Consider the following 15,918-nt stretch of genomic DNA (forward strand, 5'->3'; position numbering starts at 1 on the left):
CCCTCAGCCCGCCCCCGTCACCAACCGGTCGAACAGCTGCGCATCGCCCATCTGGCCGCCTTTGAGCATCAGCTCCAGCCCATCGATGCGCGCATCATCGCTGCGCGCCACGCTCAAGGTCACCCCGGGCGCCAAGGTGCTGTGGAAAGCCAGCCCCCACAGCCCCAGCGCCTGCGTCGCCAGGCTGGAGGTATCGCCGCCCGCAATGCCCAGGCGCCGCAAGGGCTGGCCCTGTGCTGCCACCAGGCGCAAGGTTTCTGCCACCAATTGCGCACTGCGCTGTGCCACCGCTGCCGTCGTGGCAGCGTCCACCACCTGGTCAGGTCGGCTGGTGTGCGCCAGCATATGGCGCCCCTCGTGCAGGCCCTGGGCCAGCTGGGCCGCGCAGGCGCTTAGATAGCCCTCTTCGGCCAACAGCCGGTCCACCTCCACCTCCCGCTTATCAAACTGCTGGCTGGCCGCGATCTGCTGGCTGGATACCGGCGACAGGCTGCCCACCAACACCAGCACCGGGCCCTGCGCGGGTGCCAGCGGTTCAGCCACTGGCAGCGCTCCCAACAATCCCAGTTGGCGCCAGCCGGCTATCAGGCACTGCTCCACGCCGCTGGGCCCCACGGCCAGCAACGGCGACTGCTGCGCGCGCGCCCACAGCAACGCGCCAATCTGCGGCAGCTGGGCTTCGTGCACCAGGTCGATCAGCAAGGCATCCGGCACAGGGCTTGCGCCTTCTTGCGCCTGCATCCAGTGCAGCAGCACGTCGGCATCGGCCCCCGCCAGCTCCAGCTGCCGGGTGCTCAGCAGCCGTATATCGGCCAGTCCCTGTTTGGCCAGGTGCAGGCGCAGATCGGCCTCGTCCATAGGAGTGACGGGGTGCTGCCGCATGGTGGGGTGGCGGTCAATACGGTGAACCGCGCCCCCCGGCCCGGCCTGCGCAAACAGGTTGCCAAAGGCGCAAAAGCGCCCAATATTGGGCTGGCCGCCAACGATCACCGCTGGCGATGCGGCTGCCACCTTGCGCAAGGCCGCCACGGCCGCACCAATGCTACCCACATGCGGGGCGCTGTCAAAGGTGGAGCAGCATTTGTAGTGCAGCAGTGGCGCGCCGCTGGCGGCCATGAACTGCGCCACCGGCGCCAGCACCTCGGCCATTGCGGCAGGCGGCAGGCTGCGGGCCGCACCGGCGATGCCAATGGCCTGCAAGGGCCCGGCCTGGGCCCGTTGCGCCTCGGTAGGCACATCCAGAAAAAGCAGAGAGCGCAGGCCCGCCTGCGCCACCGTGGCCAGGGTGTCGGTCGCACCGGTAAAGTCATCGCCATACCAGACGACGGCGGGCTGGCCGCGCAGCAAGGTATCCAGCATGTCGCCTATCCGCGCTTGCCAAAAAACTGCAGCGCGCGCGCCAGCTCCGGCGCATGCCAGGCATAGTCGTCCAGGCTGCTGCCTTCGCGCACGGCAGCCCAGGCCTGGCGAATGCTCACCACGCCAGCCGCAGGCCCATCCGGGTGCGCCAAAATGCCGCCGCCGGACATAAACAGCAGGTCATCGCTCTGCAGCGCCGCCCAGGTGGCCGGTACCGTGCCTGCCCACTGGCCCGATGAGAAGGCCGGCAGCACGCGGTCATCCTGCGCGGCAGACAAACGGCGCTGGCAGTCCTGTGCGGATTCCACCACCTCGGCATCGGGCTGCGCAAACTTGCCTTGCAAGCCATGCACATGCACATGGTCCACCCCGGCCAGGCGCCACAGGGTCTGGTAGGCCTGGTAGCCCATGCCCAGCATCGGGTCGCGTGACAGCGCGCCATAGCCATTGCGGTGCGCATGCAACGCCAAGGGGGTGTGGCGCCGCAAGCTCTGGATGCCCGACAGCCCGCACCAGTTGATGCTGGCCATCACGCAGCTGCCGCCTTCCTGCTGTACCAAATCCGCATGGCGCAGCATGGCGCTGGTCTCATCGGTGATGTTGAAGGCCACCATCACCCATTTGCCGGTGCGCTCGCGGTGCTCGCGGATCACGCGCATCACGGCAGGAATGCGCTCCTCAAGCGGCGCATGCGCCGGGTTGGCCGATACCTCATCGTCCTTGATAAAGTCCACACCCGCGTCGCACAGCTGCCGCACCAGGTCGGCCGTCTGCTGGGCCGATAGCCCCACATTCGGCTTGATGATGGTGCCGACCATCGCGCCCGCGCTGGCACCAATGCTGCGCCGCGTGCCGGCCACGCCCATCGTCGGCAGATCGAACTGGTCGCGGTAGTGCGGCGGCAGGTCCAGGCGCTCCAGCCGCAGGCCCGATACCTCTCCCAGGTCATACAGATTGCCGCTGACCGTGGCGGCCAAGGTGGGCAGATTGGCGCCCACATTGGCGATGGGGAAGGCAATACGCACGCGGGCACGCTGCCAGTTGGCGCCTGCGCCATAGCCTTGGCGCTCCAGCCAGGCATTGGGCAGGCTGGGCCGCTCCACCGTGCCCAGCGGCTGCACCTGCAGCACCTGGGCACGCGCGCGTGCCCGCAGGTCATCGGTCTCGCCGGCCACGCGGGTGAAGGTGCCGCAGGACTGCTCACCAGCCATCACCTCGGCCACGGCCTCGGGCGCCAGCGGCGTCTCAATCAGGTAGCTGGCTTCAAAATGGGTAGATTTCATCGCATTTCCAGGCCCAGGGCGGGCCGGCCATCACAGGGTGTTGAGGTCAGGGAAAGGGCGCACGGGGTTCTGACCATCCCAGTCCTGCGAGGCCGCACGGATCAGATCAAACATCTTGCCCTTGGGGCCCATCACCTCGGACAACTCGATCACCGTGCCCGGGTGGTACTCGGTGTCAAAGTAGATAAAGCGGCCGTTCTTGCCCACCTCACCACTCATCTGCGGCTTGAAGCCCTGCGCCAGCAAGCGCTGCAGATCGGCGTCGTAGTCGGTGGTCCAGTACGCCACATGCTGCAGGCCCGTGCGGCCCGCGCGCAGAAAGTCGCGGTACATCGACGGCACATCGTTGCGTACCTGGATCAGCTCCACCTGCACAAAGCCCGAGTTAGCCAGCGCCACCGAGTTGTGCGGCTGGTAGCGCTCGCCCGCATACTGGTAGTTCTCGATCGGCACCTGCGGGTTGTAGAACCAGGGGCCCACGCCCAAGGTCTCGCTCCAGTATTTCATCGCGGCCTCGATGTCGTCGACCACATAGCCCAGCTGGCGGATTTCTCCCAAAAAGCGGCTCATAGCTTGTCTTTCGTTTGTTGTAGGGTTGGTTGTTGCGTTGGTGGCATGGGCGCTGCCTCACGTGGGGTACACGCGATGCAGACCTAGACCTAAATGCGGGCCAGGTGGGCCGTGTGGCCGCAGCCCGCTTATAAAAATCCGGTAGAAATCCAGGGGATGGCCGCCACAAAGAGCAGCCCGACGAACAGCGCCAGCATGTAGCCGCCGATGGGCCGAATGCCCTCGTTGGGGTTGACCTTGCTGATCGCGCAGGCGCCGTAGTAGCCCACACCAAAGGGCGGCGCAAACAGGCCAATGCCCATTGCAAAGATCACGACCATCGCGTAATGCACCTCGTGCACGCCCACCTCTTTGGCGATGGGGAAGAGCAGCGGGCCAAACAGCACGATGGCGGGGATGCCTTCCAACACACTGCCCAGCACAATGAAGCAGACGATGGAGATCGCCAGGAACCCCCAGCTGCCGCCGGGCATGCTGGTCATCGCCTTGGCCAGGTCGGACGAGAAGCCCGACTGCGTCAGCCCCCAGGCCATGCCGGTGGCGCAGCCGACAATCAGCATGATCGCGCCCGACAGCGAAGCGGTCTCCACCAGCATGGGCTTGAGGCGCCGCCAGTCAAAGCAGCGGTAGATGAACAGGCCCACCAGCACCGAATAGACCACGCCGATGGTGGAGACCTCAGTCGCCGTCGCAATGCCTTCCACCACGGCGGCGCGGATCACAAAGGGCAAGGCCAGCGCCGGCAAAGCAATCACCAGCAGGCGGCCAATCTGCTTGCCGCTGAAGCGCTCCACACCGCCCAGATCTTCTTTGCGGTAGCGCCACCACACGACGCAGCACAGCGCAGCGCCCAGCACCACGGCCGGCAGCATGCCGCCGGTAAACAGCGCGGCAATCGATATGCCGGTGACCGAGCCAATCGTGATCAGCACGATGGACGGCGGAATGGTCTCGGTCTGCGCGCCCGTCGCTGACAGCAGCGCGACCAGATCGCCCTCCTTGGCACCGCGCTTTTTCATCTCGGGGAAGAGCACCGGCGCAATCGCGGCCATGTCGGCCACCTTCGATCCCGAGATGCCCGAGACCAGGTACATCGCGCCAATCAGCACATAGGAAAGGCCCCCGCGCACGCGGCCCAGCAGACTGGCCAGAAACTGGATCATCGCCTTGGCCATGCCGGTCATCTCGATCAGCGAGCCCAGAAAAATGAACATCGGCACCGCCAGCATGATCAGGTGCGACATGCCCTCATCCAGCCTGCCCACCATCACCACCAGCGGTGTGCGCGTGGTCAGCGCCAGATAGCCAAAGGTGGCCAGCGCAAACGAGAACGCAATCGGCACACCGGCAAACACCGTGCCCGCCACCACCAGCACAAAAAAGATCACCAGGTTGAACTTGCCCAGGCTCTTGAACAGCGGCTGGCACAGCCAGAACAGCAGCACCAGCGCAGCCACCATGGCCACGGCCGCCAGCGCCTTTTGCCAGGTCGTCTGCGTCATGAGGCGCAGCAGGGCCACCACGGCCATCAGGCCCATGCCCACCGGCAGCGCAGCGGCCCGCCAGGCATTGCTCAGCTCCATCGCCGGCGTGGTGATAAAGGCCTCTTCCTCCGCATACTCGTAGGCGGGGCCCAGCACCATCAGCAAAAAGGCCAGCGACGCGGCCAGCGCAAAGGCCTCCAGCGCCGCGCGCAGGCCTGGCCGCACATTGTTGATAAAGGCCGTCATGCGCATGTGCTCACCCCGGCGCAGCGCCACCACGGCGCCCAACATGGACAGCCACAGAAACATCAGCGAGGCCAGCTCATCGGACCAGACCAGCGGCTGGTGGAACACATAACGCGCCACCACGCCGGCAAACAGCACGATGATTTCGGCCAGCACCAAGGCAGCGGCCGCTGTCTCGACGATGGCGCCCAGGCCACGGTCAACGCCACGCGCGAGCGAGGCCAAGGCGTTGTCGGGCGGCGCAGCAGAGTGCCCCGCCAGCGCGGGGGTTGCAGGGTGGGACATGGCAATGCTCTTGTTCAGAACGGTGAATCAGGCAGCGCTCAAGCGAGCTTGCCAACGGCGCCTTCGAGCAGGCTCCACACGTCCTTGCCAAAGCGGCCTTGCCAATCCTTGTAAAAGCCCGAGCTGCGCAGCGCCGCGCGAAAGCTCTCCGCATCGGGCTGGTTGAACTGCAGGCCCTTGCTGGCCAGATCGGCCTGCACCGAGGCATTGAGCTGGCTGATATCCGCACGCTGCGCCATGCCGGCATCGTTGATGGCAGTGGCGACGATCTTCTTCACATCGGCTGGCAGGCTCTCCCACATGCGGCCATTGGCAATGAACCAGTAGCCGTCCCAGATATGGTTGGTCAGCGAGCAGAACTTCTGCACCTCGTAGAGCTTGGCCACCTGGATGATGGGCAGCGGGTTCTCCTGCGCATCCACAATCCGCGTCTGCAGCGACGAATACACCTCAGAGAACTGCAGGCTGGCCGGCGCCGCGCCCAGGCCCTTGAACATCGCAATCGGCATCGGGCTCACCGGCACGCGGATCTTGAGGCCGTCCATGTCCTTGGCACTTTGCACCGCGCCCTTGCTGCTGGTGGTCTGGCGGAAACCGTTGTCCCACATCTTGTCGAATGCATAGAGCTTGCGCTTGGCAATCTCGGCCCGCACCATCGCGCCCAGCGGGCCGTCCATCGCCTTCCAGACCTGGTCGTAGTTGGTAAACGCAAAGCCCACCGCATTGATGGCCGCTGCCGGCACCAAGGTGGCAATCACCAGCGCCGACGGCGTGAAGAAATCAATCCCGCCCGAGCGCACCTGCGACAGCATGTCGGTATCACCACCCAATTGGTTGTTGGGGTAGATGGCCAGCTCCACCCGGCCATTGCTTTCCTTGCGGATGCGGTCGGCCGCCTCTTGGGCGCGGATATTGAGCGGGTGGCTGAGCGGCAGGTTGTTGCCGTATTTGAGCGAGAACTCGGCCGCACGGGCGATCAATGGAAAGCCCGACACCATGCCCGCGGCAGGCAAGGCAGTCAGTCCCTTGATGAGGGAACGGCGGCTGAGTTCGGTCATGCTTGTCTCCTAATATTTGATTTGAATTGATGTAATGGCACAGATCTCATACTGGAAGATATGCAAACGACTTGCTATAGTCAAACGCACAAAATGATTGAATCTGATGTTTTCTGATGCCCCATAAGCCCGCAGTGCCTAGCCAGCGCCTCACGCTCAAGACCGTGGCCGCCCTGGCGGGCGTGTCTACCGCCACCGCCGACCGGGTGCTGAACCAGCGCCCCGGCGTGCGCCCCATCACCGTGCAGAAGGTGCGCCAGGCCGCGCAGGCCCTAGGCTACCTGCCCGATGCCCTGGCCGATGCCGCGCCCCAATCCGCGCCGTGGAAGCTGGCCTTTGTGCTGCCCCAAGGGCAAAACCCCTACCTGCGTATGCTGGGCGACACCATTGGTTTTTCAGAAAGCCACCAGGCGCCCTTCAACGTCAAATGCCAGGTGGAATATGTCGAGAGCTTCAACCCCGAAGCGCTGGCCGCCACCTTGCTGCGCCTGGGCAAGCGCGTGCAGGGCATCGCCTTCATGGCCATCGAGCACCCGGCCGTGCGCGAAGCGGTGCAGCAACTCGCCGACCGGGGCGTACCCACCTTGACCGTCATCTCGGACCTGGACAACAGCGCCCGCATTGCCTATGTGGGGCTGGACAACCGGGCCGCCGGCCGCACCGCGGCCTACCTGCTGGCCCGCTTTATCGGCAACCAGCGCCGCGATGCGCAAATCGCGTTGATCGCAGGATCGCGCAGCTACCTGGCGCATGAGGAGCGCGAGGGCGGCTTTCTGCAACTGCATGCCGAGCAGTTTCCCGACATGCAGATCCTGGGCCTGCGCGAGAGCTATGACGACTCATCCCGCAACTACCAGCAAACCAAGGAGCTGTTGCAGCGCCACCCGCATATCGCCGGCATCTACAACATCGGTGGTTCATCGGATGGGGTGGGCCGCGCGCTGCAGGAAGCTGGCCGCGAACACCAGGTCGTCCTCATCGGCCACGGCCTCACCCCCGACACCCGCGCCCTGCTGATCAACGGCACCATGGACGCCGTCATCACCCAAAGCCACCTGGGCATCATCATGAGCTGCATCCGCATGTTCAGCAATCTGCGCGACCAGCTCGACACGATGACGGCGGTGGACATTGTGCGGAGTCAGGTTATTTTTCGGGAAAATTTACCCTGAGGGGCGGGGTGCCCCATTGCGGTACACGCGCCAAGCACAGACCTAACTCACACACCTCCTGTAGCTAGAATCCACTCCCAAATGCTCTTCAGCGGAATCCCCCGCCTCCCCCAACCCGAGGAATGACATGCATCCTGTACCGCGCTTGGCACAACAGCTTGTGGCTGAATGGGCTGAAGACCTGGTCCCAGTCCTTGGCCGCTCTGTTGAAGAAATACAGCAAAAGGGCCTGGGCGCAGCAGATTTTCCATCGAACGGAAGCCTGCACATCAAACTGATGGACGGCTCGTTTGTTCATTTCAAACACGCATTCCATGTGGTCAATACGCAGAAGTTCGCGATTGCGGTGTTCACGGAACACTGCGGCTACCATGTCTTCCCCTTCCATGAAGCCGAGGTGTCTCGTATCCAGCGCGAGGTTCTGTTTGTGCAAGAGTTTTAGGGATCTATCCATTCCCGCAACCTACCGATCCCAACGCGCCGGTCGCCTCCCTCACATCTCATCAATCGCCGTACTTGCAGCGCTGCCCTGCGCCCCCGCCAGCCCTTCCCCCGCCTCAATCGCAAAGCGCTCCCGGCAGTTGATGTAGAAGCTCGCGCCAAAGCGCCCGACAGGGAAGAACTCCTGCAGGCGTACGCGCCATTTTTCGGTGTCGACCAGGCCGTCGCGCACGGCCAGCCATTGCACCCGGCCGATGAAGACGTAGCGGCTGGGGGTTTCCAGGGTTTCGTGCAGCACGCATTCAAAGGCGACGGGGGCTTGGACGATGCGTGGGGGGCGCACGCTTTGGGAGGGGGTGGCGGTCAAGCCCGTGTGGTCCAGTTCGCTCTCGTGCGGTGCCAGGCGGTCGCCGCAGCGGTGCATCGCGGCGGCCATGGCTTCGTCGGCGATGTGCACCACAAACTCCTTGTCGCGCAAGATGTTGGTGGCGGTGTCTTTTTGCGCCGTGTCCTGCAGCTTGTTCACGCTCAGCATCACCACCGGCGGGTCCTCGCCCATCATGTTGAACATGCTGAAAGGGGCGGCATTGATGGTGCCGTCTGCCCCAAGGGTCGTCACCAGGGCAATCGGGCGCGGCACGATCAGGCTGGCCATCAGCTTGTAGCGTTCGTAGGTGCCCAGCTGGGCAAAGTCGATCTCGGTCATGGGCGCTTTCTCATCGTCTGAATGGCGCATTTTGCTTGCAATTGCCATGCCGGGCCGGCGCCGCCCCAGTAGCCGACCAAGCATGTATACAAGCTGCACCAAGCAGATGCGCGGCCATGCATCTGCGCGTGCACGCTGCTGCAGTTGCTACCCGGCATTTGCACCAGCCTGGTGCAACTACGCACGCCAATACAGGGGCTTACAAACTGGCACCGATCTTGCAAACGACCTTGTATGCAACATCGGAGGCCCCCCCATGCACAAGCGCAGTTTTCTGAAGACCACCGTCGCCGCTCTGGCACTGTCCTGGGGTGCGGCCCAGGCGGCAGATATGCCCATCAAGTTCCAGCTCGACTGGCGCTTTGAAGGGCCAGCCGCTTTCTTTTTGCAGCCGGTCGCGCAAGGCCTGTTCAAGGCCCAGGGCCTGGATGTGACGGTGGATGCCGGCAATGGATCGGGCGGTGCCGTGCAGCGCGTGGCATCGGGCACCTACGACATGGGCTTTGCCGACCTGGCCTCGGTGATGGAGTTCCATGCCAACAACCCCGATGCGCCCAATAAGCCCGTCGCCGTGATGGTGGTCTACAACAACACGCCGGCCTCGGTGATGGCGCTCAAGAAGTCGGGCATCAAGACCCCCGCCGATCTGGCTGGCAAAAAGCTGGGCGCACCGGTGTTCGATGCCGGCCGCAAGGCCTTCCCCATTTTTGAAAAGGCCAATGGTGTGAGCAACGTGGCCTGGACGGCGATGGACCCGCCGCTGCGCGAAACCATGCTGGTGCGCGGCGATGTGGATGCCATCACCGGCTTTACCTTTACCAGCCTGCTGAACCTGGAGGCACGCGGCGCCAAGGCCAGCGATGTGGTGGTGATGCAGTACGCCGACTATGGCGTCAAGCTCTACGGCAACGTGATCATCGCCAGCCCCAGGATGATCCAGGAGCGGCCCGAGGCGATCAAGAAGTTCCTGACCGCCTTTGCCCAGGGCGCCAAGGGCGTGATCGCCAACCCGGCCCAGGCGATCCAGTCCGTCAAGGCGCGTGATGGCATCGCCAATGTGGCGCTGGAGACGCGCCGCCTGCAGCTGGCGATCGACACCGTCATCAACAGCGCCGATGCCCGCAAGGAAGGCTTTGGCCGTCTGGACAGCAGCCGCCTGAGCCTGATGGCCGCCCAGGTCTCCGATGCCTATGGCACCAAGACCCGTGTCAAGGCCGAAGACGTCTGGAACGGCAGCTTTCTGCCGCCCGCCGCCGTGCTGGATGTGCTCCCCAAAAAGTAAGCCTTCCCAAGCCTCTCCCCCTTTGCCCCCACCACCTGACGAGACCATCCCGTGAAAAAACGCAGCTTCCTCCACGCATCCCTGGCCCTGCTGGCCGCCGCCAGCACCTGCAGCGCCCTGGCCCAGCCGCTGACACCGCTCAAGTTCCAGCTCGACTGGCGCTTTGAAGGCCCGGCCGCCCTCTTTGTGCACCCCGAGCAAAAGGGCTACTTCAAGCAGGCAGGCCTGGATGTGACGGTGGAAGCGGCCAGCGGCGCAGGCGCGATCCAGCGCGTGGCCTCGGGCACGCATGACCTGGGCTTTGCCGACCTGGCTGCGCTGATGGAGTTCCATGCCAACAACCCCGATGCGCCGATAAAGCCCGTGGCCATCATGGTGATCTACAACACCACACCCGCATCGGTGATGGCGCTGAAGAAATCGGGCATCACCAAGGCCAGCGACCTGACCGGCAAGAAGATGGGCGCGCCGATTTTTGATGCCGGCCGCCGCACGTTCCCAATCTTTGCGCAGGCCAATGGCGTGGGCGCCGTGCAGTGGACGACGATGGACCCACCGCTGCGCGAAACCATGCTGGTGCGCGGCGATCTGGATGCCGTCACCGGCTACACCTTCACCAGCCTGCTTAACCTGGAGGCGCGTGGCATCAAGGCCGAGGACGTGGTGGTGCTGCCCTATGCCACCCATGGCGTGCAGCTCTACGGCAATGTCATCATCGCCAGCCCCAAGCTGATTGCCGAGAAGCCCGAAGCGGTGCGCGCCTTCCTCAAGGCGTTTGCCAAGGGCGCCAAGGAGGCGATTGCCGATCCGCAGGCCGCCATTGCCTCGCTCAAGGCCAAGGATGGCCTGGTCAATGTGCCGTTGGAGGTGAAGCGCCTCAAGCTCACCATCGACACCGCCATCGACAGCAAGGGCGCGCGCGAAGAAGGCTTTGGCCAGCTGCGTACCGAGCGCCTGGGCCTGATGGCCGAGCAGGTGGCCAAGGCCTACGAAACCAAGAACCCCGTGCCTGCGCAAGCGGTCTGGAATGGCAGCTTCCTGCCCAGCGCTGCCGAGCTGGACATCCTCCCCAAGCGCTGATCTTGCCGCCTGCAGGGCGCTGCCCGCGCCCTGCCCATTTGAAGACGATTGCACCCTATGACGGCCTCCCTCCAAGACCCTGCCTTTGTTGAGTTTCGCGATGTCTGGCTGGCTTACAACGACGAGTTGCAGGCCAAGAACCAGTTCGCCGTCGAAGCCATTGACCTGCAAGTGCGCCGTGGCGAGTTCATCGCCATTGTCGGCCCCTCGGGCTGCGGCAAATCCACCTTCATGAAGCTGGCCACCGGCCTGCGCATGCCCAGCATCGGCAAGATCCGCATCGATGGCCAGCCCGTCACCGGCCCGCTCAAGATATCGGGCATGGCCTTCCAGTCGCCATCCCTCTTGCCCTGGCGCACCACGGTCGACAACGTACTGCTGCCGCTGGAGATCGTTGAACCCCACCGCAGCCAGTTCAAGGCCCGGCGCCAGGAGTACGAAGAGCGCGCCCGCCGACTGCTGCAAAAGGTCGGCCTGGCGGGCTATGAGGACAAGTTCCCCTGGGAGCTGTCAGGCGGCATGCAGCAGCGCGCCAGCATCTGCCGCGCCTTGATCCATGAGCCCAAGATGCTGCTGCTGGACGAGCCCTTTGGCGCCCTCGATGCCTTCACCCGCGAAGAGCTGTGGTGCATCCTGCGCGATCTGCATGCCGAGCAGCAGTTCAACGTCATCCTCGTCACGCATGACCTGCGCGAATCGGTGTTCCTGGCCGACTCCATCTATGTGATGAGCAAGAGCCCCGGCCGCTTTGTGGTGCGCCGCGATATCGATATCCCCCGCCCGCGCGATCTGGAGCTGACCTACACCAAAGAGTTCAGCGACATCGTGCATGAGCTGCGTGGCCACATCGGCGCGATGCGCAAGACCGGCACCGTGATCAACCAGTAAGCGCCCAGGCCCATTCACTTATGTACAAGCTCAACAACCCCAAGCTCGAACGCTGGTCGCCCTGGCTGCTGCTTGCCGCCGTGGTCATCGTCTGGCAAATCATCTGCTCGGCCTTCCAGGTGTCGGAGTTCATCTTCCCCAGCCCCTTGCTGATCTGGCAGCAGTTTCTGGAGTTCCACGCCGTCATCGCCGCGCATGCCTGGCGCACCTTCTGGGTGACGATGGCCGGCTTTGGCGTGGCCATCGTCGTCGGCGTGTTGCTGGGCTTTTTGATTGGCAGCTCGCGCCTGGCCTATGCCGCCGTCTACCCGCTGATGACTGCGTTCAATGCCCTGCCCAAGGCCGCCTTTGTGCCCATCCTTGTGGTCTGGTTTGGCATCGGCATTGGCCCGGCCATCCTCACCGCGTTTCTGATCAGCTTCTTCCCCATCATGGTCAACATCGCCACCGGCCTGGCCACCTTGGAGCCTGAGCTGGAAGACGTTTTGCGCGTACTCGGCGCCAAGCGCTGGGATGTGTTGATCAAGGTCGGCCTGCCCCGCTCGCTGCCCTACTTCTACGGCTCGCTCAAGGTTGCCATCACCCTGGCCTTTGTCGGCACCACCGTGTCCGAGATGACCGCCGCCAACGAAGGCATTGGCTACCTGCTGATCTCTGCGGGCTCATCCATGCAAATGGGCCTGGCTTTTGCGGGCCTGTTGGTGGTGGGCGCGATGGCGATGGTGATGTATGAGCTGTTCAGCTTTGTCGAGAAGCGGACTACCGCATGGGCGCACCGAGGCGCGAACAACCACTAAAGCGGATCGACGCTTTCTGGCGGAATCACAGCAACCACAACCAAGGGGCCCGTTCCATGAATGGGCCCCTTGGTGTTTGGTGACAGCGGCTAAGAGTCGCTAACACGACCCAGCAAACCGAAGGTTTGCGATTGAGACTAGGCGTCCCCGACTAGGCGTCGAGCCGCAGGCAGTACAGTAGTACGACAAGGTTCGGCAACGACGTATCAAGGGTTGTGTTAGCGACTCTAAATCTGCACCGCGCGGCCGATGAACTGGATCGGCCCCGTCGGCTTGCCAATCGGCGATCCGCCCGCAGGCTCCAGGGTCAGCTCAAACAGCTGGTTGGGCTGCAGTGGTGGCAGCTTGTCCACAGGCACCTCAATCGCTTCACCGGGTTTGACGAGGCCGAGCGACACCGGCGCGCTCCAGCCATCGGCCTTGGTCCAGAACTGCAGCGATTTCTCGGCCGGCACCACATCGGTACCCAGCGGCACCAGGCGCAAACGATCAGACGCCTGGGCCTGCACCAGCCAGCCAGGGGCCTGGCTTTGCGGCGCGGCCAGCACCACAAAGTAGCGTGCGGGCCCTGGTACGGGGGCGGGGCTCAGCACCAGCACACCGGCCAGCACCGCAGCGGCAGCAAAACCGCTGCCGGCCAGGCCACGCCACAGCGCCAGGCTGTCCCAATGCCACCAACGGCGCGGCACTGCGGCGGCGGCGCGCTGCGGCTCGGCTGCGGGCCACAGGCTGGCGGTAATGCGCGGCCACAGGCCCGTGCTCGGCTCTTGCGGCGGGGCCAGAGTGGTCAAGGGTTGCAGGCGCTGCTCCCAGGCATCCACGGCGGCGCGCAGCTCCGGGTCATGCGGCAGTCGCTCTTCAATCGCGCGGCGTTGTGCGGCACTCTGCGTGCCCAGCACATACTGTCCGGCCAGCGTCTGCAGGTCGTCCGGGCTATCGCCATCGGGCGGCAAATGGTGGTTGGTATCGGCGCTCATTGCATGCATTCCCGCAGGGCGCGCAGGCCCCTTTGTATCCACGCTTTGACGGTTCCCAGCGGGGCCTGCACCCGCGCTGCAATCTCGCTGTGGCTGCAGCCATCCACATAGGCATGCAGCAGGCATTCACGGCGCTGCGGCTCCAGCCCTTCGAGGCACTGGCCCAGTCGGCCCAGCTGGGCCTGGCGGTCAAGGGCATCGCCCTCTTCCTGCCAGGCAGCCATCGCGGCGCTGGCCTCATAGGCAGCGGCCGTCGGCTCATCCAGTGTGCTTTCGCGGGCGCTGCTGCGCACCCGGTTCAATGCGGCGTGCCGAACAATGCTATAGATCCAGCCTCTAGCCGCACCCCGTGCCGCATCAAAACTGTGCGCCTTGCTCCAGATCGCCACAAAGGCATCGTGCAGCACATCCTCTGCCGCTGCGCGGCTGCGCACAATGCGCATCGCCACCCCCAGCAGATAGCGCGACTCTTGCTCATAGATACGCTGCAGCGCATGGCGGTCGCCACGCGCGCAAGCTTCTAGCGCCAAAGCATGGTCAAAATTGTCGTCGGTCACAGAAGCGGCAGGCGGCATGAAGGCAATCCACGAAGAAGGAAAGGGGAGGAAATCCTTCTTCGAGTGTAGCCGCTATAAAACAGAAACTTACATTGGCTTCCAGAAGATGTAGTCAGCTTGGTACTGCACCACCGTCTTTTGGCCCTTTTGTGCTGGCGTGCAAGGCTTGTCAGCCGGTGCCACACCGCCCTTCAATGCCACGCGCTGGATATGGCTTACGCCTACCAGGGCACCGCTGCCCATCGCAGGGTTGGCCTTCACCAATTGGTACGGCAGGTTGCCGGCACCCGATGGCGCCACGGCCAGCTGCGTTGCCGTCAGCTTGGAGCCGTCGTTCGCTTCCCAGGTGGCAGGCGGGCCATAGTAGCGGCCCACCGTCTTGCCAGCGCGGTCCTTCAGCACGGCATCCGGGCCCACAAACACCCATTCGGTCTGGCCGGGGGCATTGGCCTTGTCGCGGCATTCGTAGGTGATGTCACCGCTACCCACTGTTTCCCACGCCACTTTGTGGCCCGCTGGCACCTGGATGGCCGCTGGCAGCGAAGTCTGCGAGAAAGCCATTTCCTTTTTGTGCATCGAGCCGCAGGCGGTGAGCAGGCCGATGGAAGCCACTGCGGTGGCGATGGCGGCGATACGGGGAGCTGTGCGAGAGGTCAACATACGAGTTCTCCTAAGTGAGGGGGACAGGACGAGAGTGAAAACAGCGCTAATTAATGTGCTGTTAGTGGTACTAGTCGCCAGTTGCGGGAATGGATGCAGTGGATGCAAAAAAATTTTGCGCTGCCTGCATCCCACCCCTGCTCTCCCTCTTCGCTCCCTCTTTACAAGCGTCTCTCTATTTGTTGAATCCACTGCGCCACCCGCTGCGTATTCCAAACAGCCGCAACGTTTTTCGGCTGAACATCCCAACGCAAGGAGCATCTCATGGCCTCGATCCAAAGTACGCGCAAACTGGTCTCTTATGGCATGGCTTTCATGGTGGCAAGCACCACAATGGCAGCGATCGCCAAAGACGTGATGGTGGGCGGCGCGCCCATGCTACCCACCAAGGACATCATCGACAACGCCGTCAACTCCAAAGACCACACCACTTTGGTGGCAGCGGTCAAGGCAGCAGGCCTGGTGGATACGCTGAAGGGCCCCGGACCCTTCACCGTGTTTGCCCCGACTAATGCCGCCTTTGCAGCGCTGCCAGCCGGCACCGTAGACAGCCTGCTCAAGCCCGAGAACAAGGGAATGCTCACCACTGTGCTGACCTACCACGTGGTGGCAGGCAAGTGGGATGCCGCAGCGATCAGCAAGATGATCAAAGATGGCGGAGGCATGGCCAGCATCAAGACCGTCAGCGGCGGCACCCTGGTCGCCAAAGCCCAAGGCTCCAAGGTCATGCTGACGGACGAAAAAGGCGGCACCGCCACCGTCACCATCCCCGATGTCTACCAATCGAATGGCGTGATCCATGTGATCGACAAGGTGCTGCTGCCTAAATAAGGCTGGCATCTGCTGATGGGGCCGCTGCAGCGCATGCAGGGCAGCGGCACCCCGCTGCAGGCCGCCGATAAGGGCCTGCGGCTTTGACGTTTGCGTGCTGGCATATACAGGCCGGCATCAAGCAGATCGCCCCGCTGCGGCAGGTGTAGCCACAGCATCTATAGTGGCCAGCCGTTTGGCCAAAAACCCGGCATAGCCATCCATTGCGCCTAGGGCGCAGGCAGCGCCCCTGGGCTGGAGTA

General features: G+C 63.8%; 16 protein-coding genes. 7 read left to right on the forward strand and 9 right to left on the reverse strand.

The features are described 5' to 3' along the window. Positions 1 to 3 precede the first annotated feature (3 nt). From WH367_RS00065 to WH367_RS00085, 5 genes are all read right to left on the reverse strand, one after another. A complete protein-coding gene (locus WH367_RS00065; protein ID WP_339533577.1) occupies positions 4 to 1,359 on the reverse strand; it encodes a four-carbon acid sugar kinase family protein in 1,356 nt (451 codons plus the stop codon). Positions 1,360 to 1,364: 5 nt separating this feature from the next. Further along, entirely contained in the window at positions 1,365 to 2,642 is a 1,278-nt protein-coding gene (locus WH367_RS00070; RefSeq protein WP_339533579.1) for a ribulose-bisphosphate carboxylase large subunit family protein, read from the reverse strand. A gap of 30 nt (positions 2,643 to 2,672) precedes the next feature. Further along, entirely contained in the window at positions 2,673 to 3,212 is a 540-nt protein-coding gene (locus WH367_RS00075; protein ID WP_021027048.1) for a VOC family protein, read from the reverse strand. 128 nt (positions 3,213 to 3,340) lie between these two features. Then, positions 3,341 to 5,227 carry a TRAP transporter large permease gene (locus tag WH367_RS00080; protein WP_339533581.1) on the reverse strand — a complete coding sequence of 629 codons (1,887 nt, stop codon included), beginning with the start codon at positions 5,225 to 5,227 and terminating at the stop codon, positions 3,341 to 3,343. A 38-nt stretch (positions 5,228 to 5,265) separates the two neighbouring features. Continuing rightward, on the reverse strand, positions 5,266 to 6,285 hold the full coding sequence (locus WH367_RS00085; protein ID WP_339533584.1) for a TRAP transporter substrate-binding protein: 1,020 nt from the start codon (positions 6,283 to 6,285) through the stop codon (positions 5,266 to 5,268). 116 nt (positions 6,286 to 6,401) lie between these two features. Here WH367_RS00085 and WH367_RS00090 point away from each other — a divergent pair, with 116 nt between their 5' ends. Beyond that, positions 6,402 to 7,457, forward strand: coding sequence for a LacI family DNA-binding transcriptional regulator (locus WH367_RS00090; protein ID WP_339533587.1), 1,056 nt, complete (start codon positions 6,402 to 6,404; stop codon positions 7,455 to 7,457). A 127-nt stretch (positions 7,458 to 7,584) separates the two neighbouring features. Then, positions 7,585 to 7,899, forward strand: a complete 315-nt coding sequence (locus WH367_RS00095; protein ID WP_339533589.1) for a hypothetical protein — start codon at positions 7,585 to 7,587, stop codon at positions 7,897 to 7,899. A gap of 51 nt (positions 7,900 to 7,950) precedes the next feature. On the opposite strand, the gene WH367_RS00100 is transcribed toward WH367_RS00095, so the two are convergent. Beyond that, positions 7,951 to 8,604, reverse strand: coding sequence for a flavin reductase family protein (locus WH367_RS00100; RefSeq protein WP_339533590.1), 654 nt, complete (start codon positions 8,602 to 8,604; stop codon positions 7,951 to 7,953). A 256-nt stretch (positions 8,605 to 8,860) separates the two neighbouring features. Between WH367_RS00100 and WH367_RS00105 the strand changes: the two genes are divergently transcribed. From WH367_RS00105 to WH367_RS00120, 4 genes are read left to right on the forward strand one after another with little or no spacing between them, the layout of a single operon-like run. After that, positions 8,861 to 9,886, forward strand: a complete 1,026-nt coding sequence (locus WH367_RS00105; RefSeq protein WP_339533592.1) for an ABC transporter substrate-binding protein — start codon at positions 8,861 to 8,863, stop codon at positions 9,884 to 9,886. Between the two features lie 51 nt (positions 9,887 to 9,937). Next, complete coding sequence (locus WH367_RS00110) at positions 9,938 to 10,966, forward strand: ABC transporter substrate-binding protein (protein WP_312410310.1); 1,029 nt, start codon at positions 9,938 to 9,940, stop codon at positions 10,964 to 10,966. Between the two features lie 57 nt (positions 10,967 to 11,023). Continuing rightward, entirely contained in the window at positions 11,024 to 11,854 is an 831-nt protein-coding gene (locus tag WH367_RS00115) for an ABC transporter ATP-binding protein (RefSeq protein WP_021027056.1), read from the forward strand. Between the two features lie 20 nt (positions 11,855 to 11,874). Next, positions 11,875 to 12,651: an ABC transporter permease gene (locus WH367_RS00120; protein WP_116925797.1), complete on the forward strand. Its 777-nt coding sequence runs from the start codon at positions 11,875 to 11,877 to the stop codon at positions 12,649 to 12,651. Between the two features lie 227 nt (positions 12,652 to 12,878). Here the strand turns inward: WH367_RS00120 and WH367_RS00125 are convergent, their stop codons facing one another. The 3 genes from WH367_RS00125 to WH367_RS00135 all read right to left on the reverse strand — a co-directional run bounded on the left by WH367_RS00125 (position 12,879) and on the right by WH367_RS00135 (position 14,845). After that, on the reverse strand, positions 12,879 to 13,628 hold the full coding sequence (locus WH367_RS00125) for an anti-sigma factor (RefSeq protein ID WP_339533596.1): 750 nt from the start codon (positions 13,626 to 13,628) through the stop codon (positions 12,879 to 12,881). Further along, positions 13,625 to 14,203: a sigma-70 family RNA polymerase sigma factor gene (locus WH367_RS00130; RefSeq protein ID WP_339533599.1), complete on the reverse strand. Its 579-nt coding sequence runs from the start codon at positions 14,201 to 14,203 to the stop codon at positions 13,625 to 13,627. Before WH367_RS00130 ends, WH367_RS00125 begins: the two co-directional genes overlap by 4 nt. A gap of 69 nt (positions 14,204 to 14,272) precedes the next feature. After that, positions 14,273 to 14,845, reverse strand: coding sequence for a DUF3455 domain-containing protein (locus WH367_RS00135; protein ID WP_339533601.1), 573 nt, complete (start codon positions 14,843 to 14,845; stop codon positions 14,273 to 14,275). A gap of 264 nt (positions 14,846 to 15,109) precedes the next feature. Between WH367_RS00135 and WH367_RS00140 the strand changes: the two genes are divergently transcribed. Beyond that, positions 15,110 to 15,676: a fasciclin domain-containing protein gene (locus WH367_RS00140; protein ID WP_339533603.1), complete on the forward strand. Its 567-nt coding sequence runs from the start codon at positions 15,110 to 15,112 to the stop codon at positions 15,674 to 15,676. The last annotated feature ends 242 nt before the right edge of the window (positions 15,677 to 15,918 follow it).

The organism is Comamonas sp. MYb21 (genome assembly GCF_037479395.1).
Classification (GTDB): domain Bacteria; phylum Pseudomonadota; class Gammaproteobacteria; order Burkholderiales; family Burkholderiaceae_C; genus Comamonas.